Consider the following 23,309-nt stretch of genomic DNA (forward strand, 5'->3'; position numbering starts at 1 on the left):
AGAGAGAGGAATCAATTGTGAAAAGATTAATAAGTACTATTTTAAAAACAGTCATCTTTTTTATTAGCTGGGCAATTTTAATTTCTTTTACTCCCGATATACCAACAAAAAATTCGGCGTTATTACGACTTTGGTGGGAGTTTACTCCATTTATTGCGGTGCTTTTATTTTCTGTTATTTTTGTTTTAGTAATAGAAAAGGGCAAAATAAAGATTCCCGTAGCATCAAGGTTCTTTAAAAATTTTCTAATAGGTGTTGCAATAGGTTTCTTATGGTTAGGTAGCGTGGTAGCTGTTCTTTTACTTACAAAAACAATGAATATACAAGGACAAAACAGTATTAATTACATATGGATTTGGATTTTTGCCGCACTCTTGAATGCTGTAATGCAGGAATTGTTAGTGAGAGGATATTTATACCAATTATGGAAGCAAAAATATAATTTTGTTGTGGCGACAGTTTTAACTACAATTTTATTTACTGCGATGCACGGTGGCGCATTTGAAGCAGGTATTATTCCCGTGTTGAATGTTGTTTCAATGAGTATATTTGTAACATTACTGTTAGAATATACAGGTACAATAGTTGCTCCAATCATTGCTCATTTCATTTGGAATGTAATTGGAGGGATTATCCTTGGAGGCGTTTCATTGGCAAGTGATTATCCAAATCTCTTAACCAGTAATTTCCACGGTAATCTATTACTATCAGGTGGCATTTATAAAATGGAAGGTAGTATGATAGTTTTAGTTGTTCATTTAATCCTGATTACATACTTGTTCATATTAAATAAAAGAATGTCTAGCTAAAAATGATCTGTTTCTGCAATCGGACACGATCGTTGGAAACTAGCGTAGGAAGATCAAACTTTTTATAACAAAATGTATAATACTTCACAAATAGTGAAGCCACCCTAATCAAATTTTTTCCCAACTTCCTATTAATTTAACGTAAAATATAGAGTTGCATGATAATTTAAGCAAACTTTACTTGCCATAAAGAAGTAATGATACTATTGTTGTGTGAACTGCAGTATTCCCGTGTACTGCAGTTTTTTGTTGTCCGCAAAATGATAAAGTTTATTTATACCTTGCGCGCTGGGCTTAATTTTTAATTGCTTATCAATAGAAGCTTACATTTTTGCATGGTGGTGACGTACGGTGATATTCACTTTTATCCGAACAATAAAAGCGGTATGCTTAATAAAGTGTATCTCCCATCAGTGGGGGGTTCTCATTCACCCTCCACTGATTGTTAGTGGCGTAATGGTATGACCTAAGGGTCTCTTACGAAATAGGACATTTATAGGTGCTGTTATCTCCCACTTAGACTGTTGCAGTACCGATTATCCAACTCCTGAAGTGGGAGTCTTCCAGCACCCTATATACAGGATAAAAATAAACGAATTATAAAGTTTCGGTGCTTTTATTTTTGTTATGATACATTATCTATACAGGAGGAAATATGGATGCAAGGAAACATTTTACTTGTTGAAGATGATTTGGAAATTGCGCGGATCATTAGAGATATGCTTATCCGTAATGATTACAAGGTAACCTGGGCTACTACGGGGCTAGAAGGATGGGAAGATTTTCAATCTGCGACCTATGATCTGGTTCTCGTAGATGTCATGCTTCCGGAAATGGATGGGCTTTCGCTATGTAAAAATATTCGGTTGAAAAGTGATATTCCGATGATTATCATTAGTGCGAGAAAAGCGGATGAAGATAAAGTAAAAGGCTTAGGTTTGGGTGCAGATGATTATATAGCAAAACCATTTAGTATGCTGGAATTAAAAGCTAGGGTTGAATCCCATTTACGACGCTGGCGAAGATATCAAGGCATTCCAGAAAAAGCAAATCAAACAGCATATCGACATGGGCTCATGGTGGATTGGGATGAGCAGCAAATTTTTCTGCATAGTAGGAGAGTAACTTTAACAGGGAAAGAATTTGACTTGCTTGCTATTTTAGCACAACACCCAGAACGAACTTTTTCCAAGCATGAGCTATATGAACATGTTTGGAAGCAGGTGGAAACAGATGAAGTACATACGGTTACGGTACATATCAAATCATTAAGAAAGAAACTTCATGACTCTGTAAAGACTCCTAGATATATTCAAACAGTTTGGGGTAAAGGGTATCGATTTATTGGTGAATGAATATGAAAATAAAAACATGGCTACTGTTATCTTATTTTTTAGTAATGATTCTTCCAGTTATTGCAACCTATGTTTTATTCTTGTTTATCCAAGGCTATAATGATGAGCTTAAAGTAAAAGAACATGTTGAAACGGTGGCGGAAATTGCCTCATTAAAAAAGCTGCTTGCTGATCCAGCATTATATAAGCCGAATAGCAATTGGAATAAGATTCAGCAAGCAGTGGACTCGAATGAATCCGTCGTTTTACTGAATAAAGATGGAATTGTGATCTTTGCTTCTCATTCATCTGTTGCCTCAACATTTATGAATTATGGGAAAGAACAGCTATATGACGGACTGTATGAACTACAACAAGGTTATCGATCTTATACGTACCGCCAGCCTGTCTTTATCCAAGATGAGATCGTTGGTTTTTTTGATATACAAATTCCAAGAGAACAATGGGTGAAAGGTGTAGCTAATCGCGCTATTTTAATTGGTGGCGGATTAATTATTATGTTTGTACTCGTTTATGCTATGGTTATTATCCTACTAAATAAAAAATTGCTTCGACCCCTACATATGCTTATGCATGATATGAATAAATTTGCAGCTGAGGAAACTGTAGAGGAGAGGTCGACGAAACCAGATGAAATGGGGATATTAACAAAGCAGTTCTATGCAATGAGAAGGCAGATAAATATGGCTCGGGATGCGGCAAAACAGGAACAACAAGCGAAAGAATTTATAGTTGCAAGTGTATCTCATGATTTGAAAACACCATTGACGTCGATTAAGGCATATGCTGAGTCATTAGTGTACGAAAAGAATATTGAAGCCAATGAACAACAAGAGTATTTACATATCATTATGGAAAAAACAGATTTTCTAAAAGCGATGCTAGACGATTTGCTAACATATACGATGTTACATTCTGCGGAGCATAGCATGGATTTTGTTTCGGTAGAAGGTGAAGAGTTTTTTGACATGTTGATCTCAGACTATGAAGCACTTTGCAAACAAAAAGGGGTTGTTTTGCACGTCGATTTGCAAATAACAGGAGAGTACAAAGTAGATCCAAATCAAATGATCCGTGTCATGGATAATTTAGTAAGCAATGCAATTTCTCACACTGCTCCAAATGGGCGAATTTGGCTGGGAGCCATGTCAGATGATTTACCAGATTGGATATATTCATTTGTTCAAGAAAGTCTGGACTGCCGGAAAAAGGAGCAAGGTGCTTTATTAATCGTACAAAATGAAGGAAAGGGAATAGATGCAGAGCTATTGCCGCATGTATTTGAACCATTTTATCAAAAAAATGAGGCTCGCAATAAAAGTGAGTTGCAAAAAACGGGATTAGGATTAAGCATCGCTAAGCAAATTATAGAAAAGCATGGAGGATGGATAACCATCTTCTCTCAAGAAAATGTGGGTACTTGCGTTGTTTGTATGTTACCAAAAACCAAAGAAAGGTGAAAAGTATGAAAAAAGCAAAGATCAGCGTTCTTATCTGCATAATAGGAGGAATTGGGATGAGTTTTGGCTGTACACCCGAATCAACGAACTATTCATCAAGGGACATCGTTAGTCAAGCATTAGCGGCAGAAGAAGGTAATTTATCATTTTACGGAGAGTCCACAACAGTTACAAAGGAAAATGACACAGAAGTTGAACGATATGTAATAAAAGAATGGCGAAGTAAGACGGGCAAAATTCGTGCGGAAATGCAAGATGCCAATGGAGAACAAACATCTATAACTGTGAATGATGGTAAATCTCTAATCAGTTATCAACCTAAGCAAAATCAGGCGGTCGTAATGGATGACCCAGAAATGCTTGCACTAAATCAATTTTCACCTATGGATCAAGTGAGCGTTATTTTAGAACAAATATCTGAAACACATGATCTAACAAACGGAAAAGAAGAGAAGATAGCTGGTCGAAAAACACAGCATATCATAGCGGAGCCGCAAAAAAACAATCAACTGTTAGGAAGGCAAGAATTGTGGATTGATAAAGAGAATTGGATTGTTTTAAAAATGAAATCCATTTTAGGAAGTCAAACGGTAGAAGCGGAATATGACCAAATTGATTTTGATGCCGATATTTCTGATAATAAGTTTTCGCTAAAATTACCAGAAGATGTGGAAATCAAAAATATGGATGAACTTGCTTCAAATCGCGAAGTTTCCTTAGCAGAAGCACGTGAACAAATGGGAGATTCATTCTTGTATGTACCAGAAGACGACGAGTGGAAACGAAGCAATGTCGAGCTTATAGAAATGACTGGCGAACTAGCACGTACAGAAGTAAGTATGGATTATACGAAGAATGATGTGCCAATCTTCAACCTGTCTGTGTTTCCAACCCCAGATGATGACGAAGAGATCGATCAATTTTTAACATCGAATGAAAAGGCAATAACGATTCGAGGTATGAAAGGAACGTATACAAATGATGACACGTATCGAGAGTTACTATGGGATGAAAAGGGATTTCGCTATTCATTATTAATGATGGATGTAACTTTTGATTTAGAACAAGCAAAGCAATTAGCGGAAAAAATGGAATATCTTCCATAGAATAGAGTGTGTATAATTATGCAGATAACTATTGTAATTGTCAGTATCATTACGCTCATTGTAACATTCATCGCTTATTTACTTCCGAAGAAATTAAGTGCGGGATTACTTCTTATTACAGGTAGTAGTCTGATCGTGTATCTGTTAATGAGTCATGATTTTATCGATGCATGGACACCAATTAGTATGATGTTAGTCACTTTTTTTAGCTTCAGCTCTGTTTTTGACCGAGACAAGCGCTCGAAAAGGCAGCAATTAAAACAGAAAATCGCTGCCGTAAACTATGAGATAGTCGAGCTGAATAGAGAAGCGAAGCGGATTATAATGGATATTATCTTAACAGGGGTAATAGGAGGAATTTCGCTGCTATGCCTTCTATTTGTTCCAGATTCATACCTCACGATTAAATACTTGCTTGTTTTATATCTATTAATGATGATGCCGCAATTTTTAAATCGTTTAGCCGATTATTTTTTTACAACGGTGTATATGTTGCCGGAGCAACAGGTGATTTTCATTATCTCTTTATTTGAAGCAAGAGAATTACCAATGGATGAATTATCTAGTATTCGTAAAGAATCTGAACCAGATGTGTTAAGGCTCCATCCAGGATTTACTTTTTTGGCTGAGCAGAAAGATTATACGTTTGCGTTTTCGACTGTATTGCGTTTGTCTTTTCCTGGTGAAACTATTTGTCTTACCCCTACAGACTCAGAACGATGGTTTGAGCACTGGCAAAATTTTATGAAACGGGATCAAGCAAAAATAGAAAAGCCAATCCTCCCAATCTGGCATATAAGCAATATAAAACGACTGTTATGGAAAGGTTATTTTGCAATAGCGGTAAAAGGAATTGCCGCATATACTGGGTTGTTAATTATTTTGACTTGGCTTCATGCACCTTGGTATGCCATCATCATAGTTGTTTTTTTGTGGTGGCTGTTTAATATGTATATTGCGGACCGAATGCTAATTAACGCCTCCGACGCGAAAAAAGTAACGGCAGGAGAGATCTATGATATTGCCCAGGAAATTTTTTTGAAAGCTGGAATAATAGGTACTAGATTGTATGTCATTGATTCCTCAGTATACAACGGCTTGGCAACAGGGATGCATATTGGAAAAGGAACAATCATGCTGACGACTGCTACAACGAAATTATCTAAGCGTACAGTGGAGGCTATTTTAGCACATGAAGCGATACATATTAAAAAACGTGACGTTATGATAAATCAAATTGGACGTATGGCTATGATGGCTGTTCTTGGGCTTGGTATTTATTTGTTTTTTGATGAGCTCAAGTTCTTAACGGATCATCTAATCTTGTTTATCGTAATCATTTATATCATTATGCTATCTTTCCCAATCAGTTTATCTGTCATTGCCCAATGGACTGAAATAAGAGCTGATTATTTAGGGGCAAAACTACTGGGAGAGGGAAGTATGCAAATGGCAGATGGATTAAAAGAGCTAGCACTTGCTCAAGATAAAGCAACTGAGCAGGGGTTAAAATATAGCACTCTTGATGAGAAATCACTTCACAGATCAACGGTTGAAAGAGGAAACTGGTTTGTTCGATTTTTGGAGTTTCAATTCTTTCCACACCCGCCATTTTATTGGCGAATACAACAGCTACGTAAAGAACAAGATTGGAGTAGAACAAAGAAATCATGGTTAGCTGCACGTTTTAAAGAATCGCTACCGGATTTCTTGCGCTACAAATCAAATGGGCTTTGAGAGGTACTGTAAGGCTCCTATATCAAGTGATGTATATAGTAGGAGCTAACAGTATCCATTTCCATCTTGCTAAACATTCCTAAAACTTTTATAAATAAAGCTTTATCCCGTATATAAGGTGCTAGAAGACTCCCGCTTCAGGAATTGGATAATCTATACCGAATAAGTCTAAGTGTAACAGCACCTAAATGCCCGATTCGTTTAGAGGCCTTTAGACCATACCATTATGGTACTAACAATCAGTGGGGAATGAAAGGAAATCCTGCTGATTGAAAATTCGTTGTATTATATTAATTCTTGAAAATGAGTGGTTTATATGAATGAGATGAGTATTATATCAGTAATCATTTTTTTGTTTTCAACGTATCATTTATGTATGGAGTTGAGAATTACGGACTCAACTCATAGACCAAAACAGGATATTTGGATGGTATATGTCTGTTCTATGCTTCTGCTTGTAACTGCAAATTTTTTATATTATTCTATTTGAGAATGTAAGAGCGAAGAGACTTTTTAAGAGCTTTGTTTCTCCAGTCTAGAGCATATTTAAGGTCACTAAGCTAATTACAGTTTACAAGAGATACAATAAAAGTCGTTTTAGTAAAGAAGTATATGAGAGAGATCATGTTGTCCAAACTGACACAATTAGGGAAACTTCATTTGGTTTTTGGTGCTGTATTCCTAAGCTTAGGAAGTTATTTTCTAATTAATGAAATTAAAGATTGGTTTGTATTTAAACAATCTCTGGCAGTGGTTTATTTATTACTTGGATTTTCATTCATTGCATCTTTAGGATATTTAAAAAAAGAGAAAAAAATGAATGTTGAAGGTACGAAGCGTTTCTGTGCATGTGCAAACTTCTAAACGAGTTTGTTTAGTATTGAACATAAAAAGCTTTTGCCTAGCCAATTTCCAAAAGCATATCGATTTTGTTGTTTAAGTAGTTTTCTAATGGTTGCGTATCTCATTTCTAATTTCTCTGATTAAGGAGACATCTTTATATGAAACAATTTTAATAATGTGGCTTCAGTAGCAATTACAATCACGGAATGGTTGTTAATGCAAGAGTATACCTACAGGCTTCTAAACAAATCGGGTAGTTACAGGAAATTTAATACATTGCTGCATTTTCTGTCTTTACCTCGTGGATGAAATTAGGTCCTTATTGAAGCCACATTTCGGATAAAAAAATAGCAAACGGACAGAAATAAGATAGACGACAACGGAAGGAGTTGTATTATGTCTATCTTTACTTTCCTTAGCGAACTTGGACATCGCTTTTTGAAGTATAAAGTGTACGATCTTTCAGCTCAAATGGCGTATTATTTCTTACTATCTGTTTTTCCATTCCTCTTTGTTATCTACTCGCTACTACCGTTTTTGCCATTAAGTGAAGATTATATTTTAACATTAATTGAACCATACGCACCAGATGCTTCATATTTGCTAATTAGAAATACGTTGAATCATTTGCTTACAAATCAAGGTCAACAGTTTCTCTCCTTAAGTCTGCTTATTTCCGTATGGCTCGCTTCTATGGGGTTTCAATCGATGAAACGAATTCTTAATATCGCATATAACGTACCTGCAAAGGAAAGTTTGGTGAAGCAAGTCATACAAGGGCTATTGCTCACCATTGGCTTTATGGTTATTTTTTTATTTTCTGTGGTTATTCCTGTTTTGGAAAGAATGCTACGAGATTATATAGCGGATATTTTTTCCAACGAAAGTTTTCATCGTCTATGGGATTTTATGCAATGGGGAGTAGGAAGCTTTTTAATTGTCACTTTTTTCATTATCCTGTATTATTTTACGCCGAATAAACATGTCAAGGTGAAACACGTTCTCCCAGGGGCATTGGTGGCTACGATCGGATGGCAAATCATTTCGATACAATTTGCTTCATTTGTCAGTAAAAACGATTATTCTGTTTTTTATGGTCAGTTAGGAGGCATTGTTGTATTAATGATCTGGTTCTACATGTCAGCAATGGTTACTATTATCGGTGGGTTAGTCAACACGATTATTTTTCCCATCTATCATAATGAACCAGTAGCTCATGAGGCTAGTTCTGTGTGGCATAAAAATTAATTAAACATTGATTCTTTTTCCTCCACATTCATGAATAGTACTTGCTCTGAATATCTATAAAGTATAAAGGTTAGAATGTGCCAGCAGTAGGAGGAGGATCCATGGTTGAATTTATTCTGGAATTATTTACAACAGAACAAAGGGTAGAGGCGATCTTAAGTCATCCCGTGATTGAATTTATTTTTGTAATATTGTTTGCAATGTTTGCATTTGCTGTAATGATTCATTTTGTTATTTACAATAAATTGAAAAGAGTTCGTAACTATCTTAAATCGACTGGTCGTATGGATATCGATCCATTAACAGGATTAAAAGAACAATACGCAACAAAGCAACAACACGAAATGGTCAAGGTTGAGACGTTCGTACAAGAACAGTTTTCCAATTGGCGTATGTTTCATATCCCTGTTGTCAGTCTAATTAAAATGGTGCAAATGACGGTGTCTGTATTCATCTTAATTGGCGTGCTCGGGACATTTATCGGCTTAACTACTTCTTTAAGCAGTATTAATTTAGAAGGAAATGATATTGTTTCAGGGGTAGCAAGTGTATTAGCGGGGATTGATGTCGCGTTTTATACGAGTATCGTCGGAATGGGGTTTTCTTTAGTAATGACGATTTTGCTTAAAGTCCTTAATACCGAATTTATGCTCACAGATATTATGCTAATGACAGAGACACGATTAGAAGGAGCAGAGGAAAATGGCATGCAGCGATTAATTGCTATTTCCAAAATGATAAATGAGTCCATTCAGCATTTGCAACAGACAAATAAACAATCCTTCGAAACGATAGAAGTTGCTTTTGCAGGTTTTCAAAATTATACATCAAGCCTGGAGCGGTCAGCTGAAAATTTAGCTGTTTTTAATGACGGGCTTTCGGACAATCTGCAGTCATTTGAGCAATTGTTTACCGATATGCAAGAGGTAACAGATGGTTTTGCTACTGGTACGAGAAGTCTGAATGAAAATTTCGCTACATTATTTACGTATTTTAAACGAATGGACAGCCATAATGAACGGCAGATGAAAGCATTTGAACAGACGTATGAGAAGATAAAAGCAACAACTGCTTTGCAAATCGATGGCTTCCAAAGTTTTGAGGCATCTATGGAAGATATGAAACAGTTTACTTCTTCTCTACTGGACGAGCAAGCATCGATGCAACATGCATTTTCAACTGTAAATGAAAAAACGAAGCAGCTCGTTACACAGATGGATTTGCAGAATAAAGAATTCAAATCGATTTTTGGGGCGGATCTGTCAACGAAGTTAACAGGTATTATCCAGCAACTAAATGAGTTATCCCGAGAATTTGATAAAATGGGAGATTCTTTAACACAGCTGCCGAGCGCTCTTGAAGTTATTCATCAAACACAAGCGGAGTATAAACATTTACTGTCTGACCGCTTTCAAGAATTAAAAGAATTTAATCGTACATTTAGCAATCACATTAAATCGCATGCTACGAATACGATGACATTTGAAAAGCATATGCAGGAAGCGGCGAGTTCTTTTGATCAGATCGCTATGAAAAATGGTCAATTGTTGCAAGAGATTAATCGTACTATCTCCCAAATAACACAATCCTTGCAGCAACGAGAGAACCAGTGGGATAACAGTGTGCATATATTAAAGGATACGTTAGCAAATTATATACATAACTTAGAAGATTCTTTAGGAAAACGTCTGGAGCAGATTGGGCAGGCATTACAAGCTTCCATGCGCGAAACAAATGAGCAAACGCGGAATGAATGGAATGAATGGAATGAATTGCGCAGAATGGCGGATTCAGCACAACAAAATCAAGCAAGGGTTATGCAACAAAGCTTTCAAGATTTACAGAGGGAAATTCAGATGCTGAATCAGCAATTAGCGGCATTTACTCAACGTAACTATGCCCAAAACAATGCGATAAGGTTGAATCAAAATGAATACTAAGTATCAACGATTATTCAGGCAGAACCAGGATGAAGGACATTTTTGGCCATCGTTTACGGATTTGCTCACAACGATTTTACTTTGTTTTATTTTAATTTTCGTGGCTATGATGATTATCAAGTCATTACAAATAGAGGAAATGAAAAAAACACTAGATCAAATTATGGGGGTTCGAGCCAAGTTAGTTCAAGATTTAAAAGAAGAATTTAGCGGTTCTAATTTAGGAGTTGAAGTGGACGAAAAAACAGGTGCGATCATTTTTAGTACTGAAATTTTGTTTGCCTATGATAATCATGAGTTAAAGTCTGACTCTTATACCTTTTTAGATGAATTCGTACCCAAATATTTGGATATTTTACTACGAGATGGATACGAAAAATATATTGCTGAAATCATTATTGAAGGGCATACGGACCGTGATGGCTCGTATTTGTATAATTTACAGCTAGCTCAAAATAGGGCTTATAGTGTTGCTTCATATATCTTAAGTGACGATTTTCCGTATAAAAACATTCAGCAGCATTTAGCGGATAAGCTAACTGTTAATAGTAAATCCTTTTCTGATGTAAGAACAGACGAAAACGGAAATTATAGTGCGAAAGATTCTCGTCGGGTGGAATTCAAATTTCGCTTGAAGGATGAAGAAATACTGGATAAGACGAGGGAAATCCTAGGAAGATAGTTTCATTTCATAAACGATGTCTCCTTTTAAAATTTCAAAGCAGCAACCATATTTTTATTTAATAAAACCTTAGGCTAGTACTTAGCAAAACGATTAGCACTTTAGGCTAAAATGCACACATTCATATAGTTTTCAAAAAATATACGGAAGGCAAGAGAAAGGGGACGGTGAGACCCCAGAGTGCTAGCACGATGGGGCTCAGCCCAAACCAACCACGGGAGGTGAAACAAGTTCCCGAAGCGGGTTATTTGCATCCCCCTCGCTTCTAATGAGCGGATTTTAATTTGGTGAAAATTCTTTTGACCCGGCACCTAGACTTTTCTCGAATGCAAGATGCCGTACCGCACTTATTATTGTAAGTGGTGCAAGTTCTCCAGACACCTTCATCCCGATTCAGTTTGATTTGTCATGATGACGATTGTAGCAGGGGGAGCGAACAGAAAAATTAAGAAAAGTTGTTGTATTATTGTGGCTCATGAATTCATCACGAATTAGCTATCTAGCTTATAGTCACAAATCGATTAATTGATTTAAATTATCCCGCATATAAGGTGCTGTAAAACTCCCACTTAGTAGTTGGAAAATCTGTACTGTGCAACAGCCTAAGTGGGAGATAACAGCACCTAAGCGCCGTCTTTCGTAAGATGCCATTAAATCATAATGTTGGGCTACTAAATCAGCGGGGATGAATGAAAAACCCTCACTGATGGAAAATTCAATTTATTCCATACAGTATGAACGTTTAACACTATCGGTATTTGTGTTTTTATCTTCATCAAAATTCTTCATAAACTGCTGGGTCTTGATCTTTTAATCTGCCTGCAGCATGTGACAATGCTCCAATCGCTTGCATTTCCTCATCAGTTAATGAAAAATCAAAAATTGAAATATTTTCCAGTTGACGTTGATAGGATGATGACTTTGGAATGGCTATCGAGCCTAGCTGAAAATGCCAACGTAAAATGATTTGGGAAACCGTCTTCTGATGCTTAGCAGCAATCTGTTTAATCGTTTCTTGTTCCAGTACGCTGCTCGCGCGTCCTAATGGGCTCCAAGATTGCGTTTGTACATTGTTTTCCTCGTGCCATTTGCGTTGTTTTTCCTGATTGAAAAATGGATGTAATTCGATTTGATTGATACTTGGTTTAACGCCCGTTTCTTCTTCTAATCGATGCATGTGTTCTGGTAAGAAATTACATACACCAATCGAACGAATAAGCCCCCATTTTTTTGCATCTATTAATGCTTGCCAAGCTTCTACATATATATCCTGTTTAGGGTTTGGCCAATGAATCAGATAAAGATCGAAATAGTCAAGGCTTGCACGATATAAGGATTCTTGAATAGCTGTTAGCGCTTTTTGATATTCTTGGTAACGCCCTGGTAACTTAGAGGTAATAAGGAGATTATCTCTAGGAGTGGAGCTGCGACGAATAGCTTCGCCAACGGTGCCTTCATTCTCATAGTTGTAAGCTGTATCAATTAGCCTGTATCCGAGACTAATAGCGCTTGTTATCGCATTTACACCATCACTCCCGTTTAATTTATACGTACCAAAACCAATTGCCGGCAACTTGATTCCATCATAAAGCGTGATTTGTGGGATAGACTGACTCATTGGAAATGCCTCCTTTTTAATTCTAATTTAAGAGTACATAAAAACAGAAAAAAATCCAACTAAAATATATTAGGAAATAGGAACATTTGCATGGTTTAGAGATTTATGACGTTTCAATATAAATTTGTATGACATCAACTTTACTTAATTATTTTTATCCATCTCACGTAACTGTTGAAAGAAATCAAACCTACCAACCGTCTTCTTAAAATTGCCTAGTACAAACTAGTAATCTATAATATATAACAAATATGGTTTTTTTGGGTGGTTATATTGTAAGTGATATCTATAATAAAGAAAAGATGTGGAGTGAAGCATTAAAGTGAGTGATATACAGAAACTTGAAGAGCGAATTAAACTATTAGAAACAGAAAACCAAAAATTAAAATATACTATGGATCTTATTGATACTGAATGCCATAAGGTTAGTGAAAAGGTAAAAAGACTTAATTATGTTGTAGAAGAAATGGTGGAAAGTTCGTTTTCTAGTAAATTTAATACAGACATAGAGTATGTTTGTTTAAAACTAGATTTGGAACCTCTACAATATATTGAAGTTAAATGTTTACCTATGAAAATGGAAGTAGAGTATAGAAAAACAGGTAAAATACCAAGTATACAGGAATGTCATGAAAAATTGCTTGAAGAACTAGGAGTACCAGAAAAAGAAAAAAGTAATTATCCTATAGAAATAATAATAAACATGTTAAAAAAATTCAAAAAAGATATGGAAGAAATCGGAGAAATGGAAAGGGCAAAATCAATTTATAAAATAGTAAATCAAAAATGATTATTTTTCAAACCAAGAATTTTGAAAGTTACAAGATAAGATCTAATATAATTGTTGATGCGGAGTAATAAAAAAGAGAAGGTTGTTATGCCTTCTCTTTTTTATAAGATAAGAAAGCATAAAATGAGGTGCTTGGAGATATAACGAAATAACCGAATAGCCACGTCCTGCGCATGAGCCCAGCAACGATGCGCCTTTAGAAATGCGCCCTACGATAAGGCCTCATCGGTTCGTCGCTAAGAGGAAAGCCGACTAAAACGGGCTTGCCACCCAGACGTCGGCATACCCCAGTTTTAGTGGCATGATTCCTTTATCTTTAGTTGATTCGTTCCATTCGCTACGTTGCTAAACGGGGGCGCTTGCGCCTTTGGTCGATCTCTTAAAAGTTGAATAAATCTGTTCGTGCTTAACTAAAATTCTTCTTTAAATGTTTCATTTAGGATGGAGTGTTTTACAAAGGTGGTAAATATTCAAATCTTCGTAAATCCTATCTAAACCAATGTTTTAGGCTTTATAAAAAAATAATTTTGGTAAACTAAAATTTTATGGATTATAATGTTAAAATAAAAAGAGTATATTTATATATGCTGATGTGGGGTGATACCACTGCAGGAAATAATTTCGATTGTAATCGCGTATATATTTGGGTGCTTGAATGGCGCTTACTATATAGGGAAGCTATATTATAGACAAGATATTAGGGAATTAGGCAGTACAAATGCAGGTGCTAGAAATGCGGGGAGAGTCTTTAGTCGTTCTGCATTTATTTTTACAGTAGTAATAGATGCTATAAAAGTGATTATTCCCTTAATAATAGCTACAAAGCTGTTGGAAATGAACTCCATTTTAATAGCATGTATGGCAATTGCGCTCCTGTTGGGACATCTATGGCCTGTTCAGTTAGGCTTTCGAGGAGGGAAAGGAGTGGTTGTCTACTTGGCTGCTGCACTTGTCTTAGCGCCGATCCCTTTGCTTGTTTGCGGTGTGACAATTTTAATTGGATATCAAATCCACAAAAATCTCACGCTTATTGCGATGATTGGATTTTGCACGATACCTGTAGGCTTATTATTACTTGATAGAAGTATAGAGTTGACAGCAACGTTTCTCATTATGCTGTCTATTGTTGTAATTATGCATAGAAATGGGGACTAATTATGAAAGAATCATTATCTGTTGTATATAAAATAGCAGATTTAGCAGAAGAATTGGAGCAAATCTATCGTTTAAACTATGAGACATTTGTCGAAGAAATACCACAACACGAAACAAATCATGAACATAGGTTGGTAGATCGCTTTAACGATAAAAACACATATGTCGTTGCGAAGCGAAACGATGAAGTAATCGGAATGATTTCTGTCAATGATCAGCGACCTTTTTCGCTCGATCAAAAACTGAACAATTTAGATGACTTTTTACCAGAGCATGCTATACCTTGTGAAATACGATTACTGGCTATTAAAAAACAATATCGCGGTGGCCGTATTTTCTATGGGCTTTGTGAAAGATTAGTAGATTATTGTTTGGAAAAAGGCTTTAATATGGCGGTTATTTCCGGCACGTTAAGGCAAACGAAACTATATAAACATTTAGGATTTCAAGCTTTTGGACCGCTCGTCGGGACAGAAGAAGCACCTTATCAACCGATGTATTTAACGAAGAAAAATTTTGAACGTGCTTCTAAATTATTTGAACGTATGCTTCGAAAAGAAGAACAACGAAATCATTATAACTTTTTACCAGGCCCCGTTGAAGTATCGAATGAGGTAAAAAAAGCATGGGGTGATAAAGCAGTATCGCATCGTGCTAAAGATGTACATGATGTAATAGAAAATGTACAGCAACAGCTATGTAGGTTAACGAAAGCCAATTATGTGGAGATCGCCGTAGGTACAGGAACACTTGCTAATGATATGATTGCAGCACAATTAACAACTATTTCAAGTAAAGGATTAGTTTTAGCAAACGGAGAATTTGGCGAGCGTTTGATCAAGCATGCTTCGCGCTTTAATCTTTCTTTCTACACGATTACAAAGCCTTGGAGTAAGCCGATTTCTTTAGCTGAAATCGAACAAACATTGGACAAACACCGTGAAATTGGCTGGTTGTGGACGGTACACTGTGAAACGTCCACGGGATATGTTTATCCGTTGGAAAAATTAAAACAGCTTTGTAACAAGTATGGCGTGCGTTTATGCATGGATACATGTAGTACGGTTGGTGTGATGTCAGTTGATTTAGCATCCGTTTATTTAGCAAGTACCGTAAGCGGGAAAGGTCTCGGGTCTTATCCTGGATTGGCAATTGTGTTTCATCAGGAAAAGCTGTTACCAAACGAGGCGATCCCTAGTTATTTAGATCTTGGGAAGTATCAAATAAATGGCAGTATACCATATACGCATTCTTCCAATGGACTGTTTGCATTACAAGCTGCATTACAACAGCTGCAACCAGAAAGAACCGAATTGTTCAGGGAAATTTGTCAAGAATTTCAAAAAGCAGGTATGGAAGTATTAACAGGGGAAAATTACTCACCAGGTATTGTAACGATTTGTTTAAATCCGATGATCGACTCAAGGAAATTCGGTGATGCTTTAAAGCAAAAAGGCGTTCATGTAAGCTATGAAAGTGGTTATTTACTAAATCATAACTGGTTTCAAGTGGCTATTATGGGTCAGCACCAAGCGTCTAATATTCTAAAGGGGATAAAGATTATTGTTGAGGTGTATCAACAGTTTTCAAAAGCGAAGGAGTTCAGTCGATGCGAAAGTTAAGTCTGTTCATAGAAAGAAATTTACTAGTTACGTTCATTATCCTTTTATGGTTGAAAACAGTGATCGTTTCTTTTACTAGCTTTCAATTACCACTATATTCTTGGCTCGATGTCTTCATCGTCTTTGTTAATCCAATTGGAATTATTATGCTAATGTTTGGTCTTAGTTTCTTTTGGAGAAAGCAACTGTCTCCAGTTACTTTATTGATTATCTATGTATTGATGCTGGGCTTATTGTATGCAAATGTACTTTATTATCGATTTTATATTGATTTTGTTACGGTATCTGTTTTTCTGCAACTAAATAATGTAGGAGGATTAGGTCCAAGTACAGTTGAATTGTTTTCACCATTTGATATTTTGTTATTTATAGATATTGTAGTTATTGGCTATATCGTATTTAAAATGAAAAAACAGAAGCAACAGCCGGTAGTCCCAAATAAGAAAAAATATGCGTTTACTGGTTTGGCGTTTATTGTCATGACATTTGCGACTGCACTTATTCAAAATCCACATCTGCTGCAAACAGGATACGATCGGGAAGAACTCGTACAATCACTTGGCTTATATAATTATCAACTAATCAATCTGGCAGATGGTGTGAAAGCTCCGATAACGAAAGCTTTTGCAGATGAGACAGATGTACAAGAAGTTCAATCGTATATGAAAGGAAATGGAGAAGAAGAATCTTTTCCAGAATTTGGAATAGCTGAAGGAAAAAATATTGTTTTCATTAGCCTTGAGTCTACACAAAATTTCGTTATCAATCTAAAAGTGAATGGAGAAGAAGTGACTCCTTTTTTAAATGAGTTAATTCGTGACAGTTTTTATTTTAATAATATTTATGATCAAGCAGCCCAAGGAAAAACATCAGACGCTGAGTTTATGATTAATACCGGATTATATCCGCTCCCGAGTGGCTCTGTATTTGTTCGTAGGCCAAATAACCAATTTCAATCTTTGCCGCATATCTTACGTGAAAATGATGGTTATACAGCTGCTGCTTTTCACGGGAATGACGCTTCATTTTGGAATAGAGATGAAATGTATCAATCATTAGGCTTTGATACGTTTTTCTCGAAAAAAGACTATGACGTGACAGAAGAAAACTCCGTCAATTACGGGATTAAAGATATTCCATTTTTTGAACAATCGATGGATAATTTATCAGAACTGTCCGAGCCTTATTTGGCTAATTTCCTAACATTGACCAACCATTTTCCATTTTTATTGGAGGAAGAGGATCAAATGATTTCCCCAGCAAATACTTCTGTAGGGGTTGTGAACCGATATATCACAACAGTCCGCTATGAAGATCAAGCTTTACAGCGATTTTTCGAATTGCTAAAAGCAAAAGGGATGTATGAAGATACAATATTTGTTATTTATGGCGATCATTATGGCATTTCTCAAAAATACGAAGCTGGTGTGCATGAGTTATTAGGTCAGAAAGAGACAGCACTAAACCATCTTGAGTTACAAAAGGTTCCAGTGATTATACATGTGCCACATCAGAAAGGTAAAACGATTGAAACTGTAGGAGGGGCAATTGATATCCATGCAACTATTTTAGAATTAATGGGTATACGAGATAGTGAACAAATGAATTTTAGTCGAAACTTATTTACAAGAGATAACGAAGCCCCAGTCGTGTTTCGAGATGGAAGTATCGTTACGAAGGATTACGCTTATCTAAATGGTCGTTGCTTTGATAAACAAACGAAAAAAGCCGTTAGCGCAAACAAATGTACAACTCATTTGGAAACTGCACGAAATGAGTTGCATGCTTCTGATCAAATTATCCTTGGGGATTTATTTCGGTTTATGGGGAAATAGGAAATACAATGAGACTTATAAAGTTAAAAGGTGCTGTAAGGTTCCCACTTCAAGAGTTGGATAATCTGTGTAATGCACCAAGTCTAAGTGGGAGTTAACAGCACCTAACTGCTCGATTTCGTAAGAGACCTTTAGGTCATACTATTACGGTATTAATAATAGGTGGGGATGATGAAAACCCCACGGATGAAGATTTTTTTATAAAAAATAGTAGTAGGGAGGGGAGAGTCCCCTCCTTTTAAATGAAAAAACGTACTTTTATATAGCATAAAAAAAGATAAATCATACCAATATTGTTAGCTCGACAAGATTTCCGTTGTGAGCGATAAGTGTAAAAAAGTCTATATTTTCCACTTGCAGCTATAAGAAATGTAATATCATCTAAATCATTAACGGTGTCCATGACGCACTAGGTAGCGCCACAATGGAACCGGTTTAGGAGAGGGGTATAACTTATCACGAGAAGATAATGGAAAAACGACAGTGATCATTTCCTTCTGTTTTACAGCTGATCCTTTTAATTTGCTCGGTCTGTAATACGCTTTGAAACATAGAGGTCTCACAATGACAAGCTATTTTAAATGATTGAGCGATCGCTAATAATGGGCAATTATGCTCAACAAGTTCGTAAGTTTTAGTACCAGTTTGTTTATATTCAGCCATATATCCCTTTTCGTTTTGCAGCCTCTTAAGTTCAAACATTTTTTCTTCTGGTGATTTATGTTGCATGTGAACGGCATATTCTTTGCTTAAGCGCTGTTTACGCTTTTCAAATAATTGTTGGATTGCCTTGTCACCGTAAATCGTTTGAATATCGTTTAGAAATTCTATACTAAGCGTCTCATAACTTTTCGGAAATAACCGCTCGCCTTTTACTGATAAAATGTATTGTTTGATTGGTCTGCCAATTGGCTGCTTCATTTCCACAGAGGAAATAAGCCCTTCCTTTTCCATGGTAGATAAATGCTTTCTTACAGCCATATCTGTAATCTGCAGATGTTGTATAAAGTCTCCAACTGTTAGCTTGCCTTCTTTTTTTAACAGATATAATATTTTGTCTTTCGTTGTTTTTCGCTTCATAGAATCACCTTTACCCCGTATATAAGGTGCTTGTAAGACTTCTCACTTAAGGAGTTGGATAACAAAGTCTAAGTGGAGAGATAACAGCACCTAAATCCCTATCTAACAATCAGTGGGTGATGAATGAATACCCGCCTGATGGAAGATGCACTTTACCCTGCATGTAAGTTCTGTAAGACTCTTCTGTCAATTCTGGGTTGATACAAAAAGGTACAAACGGAAGAAAACGGCACCTACATGCTTAATTCGTTCGGAACGTTATTGTTGATCATGAGACGAACGACACGCAGATCAAAAATCTACCTTTGTTTTACTTTGATTAATAGGGAAAACTCCTACTAACAAGAGGTTTGACTTATTCAATTGTATAAAAAATTCATCGTTTGCAAATAGGATCATTATTGCAAATTTTGGAACGAATACAATTATTATTTTGCAAGCAAATCATTTGCTATTATATGTAACGTAAGCTATTCTTTTTGCATATTTATTATACCAATAAGTATAATAAATGCAATGCATCCATAGTGATTTCTATGAAATGCCATGTGATTAAACTTTATTTCGTTTATCCCGTCGTATATAAGGTGCTGTAAGACTCCCACTTCGGGAGTTGGTAATCTGTACAGCAACAAGTCTAAGAGGCAGATAACAGCACCTAAATTCCCGATTCGTTCATCTAAAAAATCAGTGGGGGTGAATGAAAACACCCCACTGATTGAAGATTCACTTTTATTAACATATCTTATTTCTAAAACGCAGGAGGGGACAGCTGTGAAACTTGTCGGAGTAGCTGGTTCATTAGTTGGTGAAAAAACGTCGCAAGCAGTATATGACGTTTTACTTGCAGCCAGAAGGGTTGATAAACAAATCGAGACAGAGTTAATAGACCTCAAAGAATATGATGTAGAGTTTGTTAAAGGAGCTCCTTTAGCTTACTATAATAAGGATACATGGAAGGTAGTAAATACCGTATTAGCTGCTGATATGATTGTTTTTGGCTCGCCTATTTATCAGGCATCTATTTCGGGCGCTTTAAAAAATTTGCTTGACCATTTTCCGGTAGATGCTTTTAAATCAAAAGTTACGGGAATTGTTACTACTGCAGGCTCTAATAAACATTTTCTCGTATCGGAATATCAATTAAAGCCTATTCTTGCTTATTTAAAAGGAATTATCCCTACTTGTAGTGTTTTTATTAACAACGACTGTTTTAATGATGATAATGAAATTATTGATCAAGATGTAAAAGAAAGAATAGGTAAACTAGCTAAAGAAATGATTGAAATCAAACAGCGTGAACAAAGCAAAAACATCAAATAGCTTGGTTTTACATATATATCTGACAAAATAAACCATTTATTTTTCAAACAGCAGACTACATCAATTCTGTTAAAAGCATTTCTATTTTATATGTTACCAACGTATAAAAGGAATGCTTTTTTGTTTTGAAGCATGATATCTTTGTTCTAACTCACTGCAAGGGTTGGAAAGTGTGTACGGAACAAAACTAAGTAGGAAGATAACAGCATCTAAATGCTCGACTCGTTCAGAGGCCTTGAGGTCATATCCTTGTGGTACTAACAACCATTGGGGGATGAGAGGAAACTCACAATGATTGATTCACTTGATATTAGGAGAATTATTGGAATCCTTTTATCATAAAGAGTGTGTCGTTGTAGCCCGGATGTAAGGTGCTGTAAGAATGCCCCTTCAAGCATAAGGTAAAAGCTAAAAAGTATAAGTGGATGAAAACGGAACTTGAATTTTCAATTTTATGGAAGATCTTTTAGGCAAATCCTTTGCGGTGCTAGCAATCGGTAGGGGAAAAAGCCCACTGATAGAGGGAGAAATTTAAAGCGAATTTCATAAGTTTTGCTCGAAAAGAGCACAATAGTCAAGTGAAACAGCTTACATAGTTTGGGCTCAAAGGCTATTGAACCAATGTTGTAAGCGGATTACAATTTTATTAAAGGAGGGGCGAAGTTGTTTGATCAAAGATCTTTTAAACTATTTGAAGAAATCATGACACATGATCAGATTACTGTTTCTCAGGTCATGCGAAAATTGGATTTATCTGAACGACAATTTTACTACGATCTGGAAAAAGTGAACGATACACTAAAAAGTATGAAAATGCAGCCAATCGAGCTACACGATCAACATTTTATTGTGGATGCGAAAGTAAAAAGTCTGCTTCAGGCTGGTGCTCCTTTGGATATTTCGATACAACAAATCGTTTTATCCGAAGAGGAACGGATATATTTAATTTACTTATATACATTTATCCGTAGGGAGCCTGTTTCCAACTACCATTATCAGCAAATGTTGCAAGTGAGCAAGAATACGGCATTAACAGATGTAAAAAAAGTGAAAGATCTCTGTAAGGATAAAGGTGTCATTTTTCAATATACAAGAAAAGATGGTTACCATCTTACTGGTGCGGAAATGGCGAAAAGAAGATTAGCAAGCTTTTGCTTGAATTACTTGCTCGCAAAGTCGCTAGGTAAAGAAATGATTGTACTTGTATTAAAATCATGGAAACAGGAAAACTACTATGTGGATACACAGGTAACTGTAAATGAATTTTTACAAAGTCACAACATCCATCTCGTAAAAGACAGGAAAACAGAAGTTATTTTCCATCTCACATTAATTCGAATTCGAAATACAAAACGAGTACCTTTGTTTTCGGAAGGTGAGAAGAAATTGTTGCGTTCACAACGTATCTTTGGGCAAACGCAACAACTAGCAGAACAACTTTTTCCAGATGCTGAAGCTGAAGAAAACTATTATGTAACGCTCCAGTTATTAATTGCACTGCGGGAAGCAAAGCTTGAGGAAAACCCTTATTTAGCAAAATTGACCGTGCAAATTATCGAAGCGTTTGAAAAGAACACATTACTTCCGATAGAGAATAAAACCTATTTGCAACAAAGTTTATATAATCACCTAGTGCCGGCATTTTTTAGAATCATGTTTGAAATCCCGCTTGTGAACCCTTTAACATCGGAAATTAAACAAAAGTATATAGATTTATTCCAATTTGTAAAGCGGTCGCTAGCCCCTCTATCGACATGGACCAAAAAGGCAATCAGTGATGAAGAAATTGGTTTTTTTACCCTTCATTTTGGGGGATACCTTGAAAGAAATAGACACAAAAATACAACTGAAATTCATGCATTAATTGTTTGTTCAAATGGTATTAGTTCATCGATTATGCTTCGCGCACAATTAAAAGAGATGTTTCCAAGTATACATTTTTCCAGGGTGCACACGGTTGAACAAGTATGCTTGATCCCTTTATCGAGCTATGACTTAATATTCTCAACAGTAGAGGTTGAGTCACCAAAACCAGTTTTTGCTGTGAAACCGTTGCTCTCAAAGATAGAAAAAAATTATTTAATCGAATCCGTAATGAAACAATTTCCGAATTTGAATAATTATGATTTTTCAATGGATCAAATTATGGAAGTGATCTCCAAATATACGGAAATCAAAGACGAAAAAAAGCTGTTTTCAGAACTCGTTGATGTTATTCATCTAAGTCATACAGATACAGGAGGTTATAAACCAATGCTCTCAGAACTACTAACACAAGATATGATCCAATTTACAGAAGAACCCTTAGATTGGAGGACCGCTGTGGCTAAAGCAGCCCAACCTTTGCTAAAAGCACATAAAATTAAACCAGAATATATTGAAGCTATGAATAAAAAGATTGAAGAAGTAGGAACTTATATTCATATCGGTAATGGTATTGCCATACCACATGCACGACCTGAAGAAGGTGTCGTAAATTTAGGGATGTCGTTTTTAAGAACAAAAACCCCAGTGAAGTTGTTGGGCAAAGATGAGCATAAAATTGATATTTTCATTTGTTTAGCAGCCATTGATAATGAGGCACATCTAAAAGCATTGTCGCATTTAACAAAGTTGCTTTCAGATAGTTCAACGCTGCAAGCTTTAAAATCTGCTCAAACACCTCAGGAAGTTATAGAGATTATTAAATAAAAGGAGATGAAAGCA

17 protein-coding genes are annotated in these 23,309 nt (G+C 36.0%); 15 read left to right on the forward strand and 2 right to left on the reverse strand.

Annotated elements, in window-relative coordinates:
• The first annotated feature begins 17 nt into the window (after positions 1-17).
• The 9 genes from BKP57_RS18680 to BKP57_RS18720 all read left to right on the forward strand — a co-directional run bounded on the left by BKP57_RS18680 (position 18) and on the right by BKP57_RS18720 (position 11,180).
• Positions 18-809 carry a CPBP family intramembrane glutamic endopeptidase gene (locus BKP57_RS18680; RefSeq protein ID WP_072742152.1) on the forward strand — a complete coding sequence of 264 codons (792 nt, stop codon included), beginning with the start codon at positions 18-20 and terminating at the stop codon, positions 807-809.
• 659 nt (positions 810-1,468) lie between these two features.
• Positions 1,469-2,164, forward strand: coding sequence for a response regulator transcription factor (locus BKP57_RS18685; RefSeq protein WP_050352445.1), 696 nt, complete (start codon positions 1,469-1,471; stop codon positions 2,162-2,164).
• A 2-nt stretch (positions 2,165-2,166) separates the two neighbouring features.
• A complete protein-coding gene (locus tag BKP57_RS18690; RefSeq protein ID WP_072742153.1) occupies positions 2,167-3,624 on the forward strand; it encodes a sensor histidine kinase in 1,458 nt (485 codons plus the stop codon).
• Between the two features lie 56 nt (positions 3,625-3,680).
• Positions 3,681-4,730 (forward strand): LolA family protein, encoded by a 1,050-nt coding sequence (locus BKP57_RS18695; RefSeq protein ID WP_083547331.1) that lies wholly within the window; start codon positions 3,681-3,683, stop codon positions 4,728-4,730.
• A 6-nt stretch (positions 4,731-4,736) separates the two neighbouring features.
• Positions 4,737-6,467, forward strand: coding sequence for a M56 family metallopeptidase (locus BKP57_RS18700; protein ID WP_198035010.1), 1,731 nt, complete (start codon positions 4,737-4,739; stop codon positions 6,465-6,467).
• A 612-nt stretch (positions 6,468-7,079) separates the two neighbouring features.
• On the forward strand, positions 7,080-7,331 hold the full coding sequence (locus BKP57_RS18705; RefSeq protein ID WP_156875384.1) for a hypothetical protein: 252 nt from the start codon (positions 7,080-7,082) through the stop codon (positions 7,329-7,331).
• 375 nt (positions 7,332-7,706) lie between these two features.
• Positions 7,707-8,558 (forward strand): YihY/virulence factor BrkB family protein, encoded by an 852-nt coding sequence (locus BKP57_RS18710; RefSeq protein ID WP_072742156.1) that lies wholly within the window; start codon positions 7,707-7,709, stop codon positions 8,556-8,558.
• A 101-nt stretch (positions 8,559-8,659) separates the two neighbouring features.
• Positions 8,660-10,498, forward strand: a complete 1,839-nt coding sequence (locus BKP57_RS18715) for a MotA/TolQ/ExbB proton channel family protein (RefSeq protein WP_072742157.1) — start codon at positions 8,660-8,662, stop codon at positions 10,496-10,498.
• On the forward strand, positions 10,488-11,180 hold the full coding sequence (locus BKP57_RS18720) for an OmpA family protein (RefSeq protein ID WP_050352453.1): 693 nt from the start codon (positions 10,488-10,490) through the stop codon (positions 11,178-11,180). The genes BKP57_RS18715 and BKP57_RS18720 overlap by 11 nt, the downstream gene beginning before the upstream one ends.
• A 775-nt stretch (positions 11,181-11,955) precedes the next feature.
• Here BKP57_RS18720 and BKP57_RS18725 read toward each other — a convergent pair.
• The gene (locus BKP57_RS18725; RefSeq protein WP_050352454.1) at positions 11,956-12,798 is read right to left on the reverse strand and encodes an aldo/keto reductase; all 843 of its coding nucleotides are present in this window, start codon (positions 12,796-12,798) and stop codon (positions 11,956-11,958) included.
• A 322-nt stretch (positions 12,799-13,120) separates the two neighbouring features.
• On the opposite strand from BKP57_RS18725, the gene BKP57_RS18730 reads away from it, so the two are divergent.
• The 4 genes from BKP57_RS18730 (at position 13,121) to BKP57_RS18745 (ending at position 18,200) form a co-directional block, all read left to right on the forward strand.
• Positions 13,121-13,588, forward strand: coding sequence for a hypothetical protein (locus BKP57_RS18730; RefSeq protein ID WP_050352455.1), 468 nt, complete (start codon positions 13,121-13,123; stop codon positions 13,586-13,588).
• A gap of 597 nt (positions 13,589-14,185) precedes the next feature.
• Positions 14,186-14,743, forward strand: a complete 558-nt coding sequence (locus BKP57_RS18735; RefSeq protein WP_072742158.1) for a glycerol-3-phosphate acyltransferase — start codon at positions 14,186-14,188, stop codon at positions 14,741-14,743.
• 2 nt (positions 14,744-14,745) lie between these two features.
• A complete protein-coding gene (locus BKP57_RS18740) occupies positions 14,746-16,365 on the forward strand; it encodes a GNAT family N-acetyltransferase (protein WP_050352456.1) in 1,620 nt (539 codons plus the stop codon).
• Entirely contained in the window at positions 16,353-18,200 is a 1,848-nt protein-coding gene (locus BKP57_RS18745; RefSeq protein ID WP_050352457.1) for an LTA synthase family protein, read from the forward strand. The genes BKP57_RS18740 and BKP57_RS18745 overlap by 13 nt, the downstream gene beginning before the upstream one ends.
• Before the next feature lie 456 nt (positions 18,201-18,656).
• On the opposite strand, the gene BKP57_RS18750 is transcribed toward BKP57_RS18745, so the two are convergent.
• Positions 18,657-19,280: a helix-turn-helix transcriptional regulator gene (locus BKP57_RS18750; RefSeq protein ID WP_050352458.1), complete on the reverse strand. Its 624-nt coding sequence runs from the start codon at positions 19,278-19,280 to the stop codon at positions 18,657-18,659.
• A 774-nt stretch (positions 19,281-20,054) separates the two neighbouring features.
• Here BKP57_RS18750 and BKP57_RS18755 point away from each other — a divergent pair.
• Both BKP57_RS18755 and BKP57_RS18760 read left to right on the forward strand, forming a co-directional pair.
• Positions 20,055-20,603, forward strand: a complete 549-nt coding sequence (locus BKP57_RS18755; protein ID WP_050352459.1) for an NADPH-dependent FMN reductase — start codon at positions 20,055-20,057, stop codon at positions 20,601-20,603.
• Positions 20,604-21,266: 663 nt separating this feature from the next.
• Complete coding sequence (locus BKP57_RS18760; RefSeq protein WP_050352460.1) at positions 21,267-23,294, forward strand: BglG family transcription antiterminator; 2,028 nt, start codon at positions 21,267-21,269, stop codon at positions 23,292-23,294.
• Positions 23,295-23,309: the final 15 nt, after the last annotated feature.

The sequence above is a fragment of the Virgibacillus sp. 6R genome, assembly GCF_001895305.1.
Lineage (GTDB): Bacteria > Bacillota > Bacilli > Bacillales > Amphibacillaceae > Virgibacillus > Virgibacillus pantothenticus.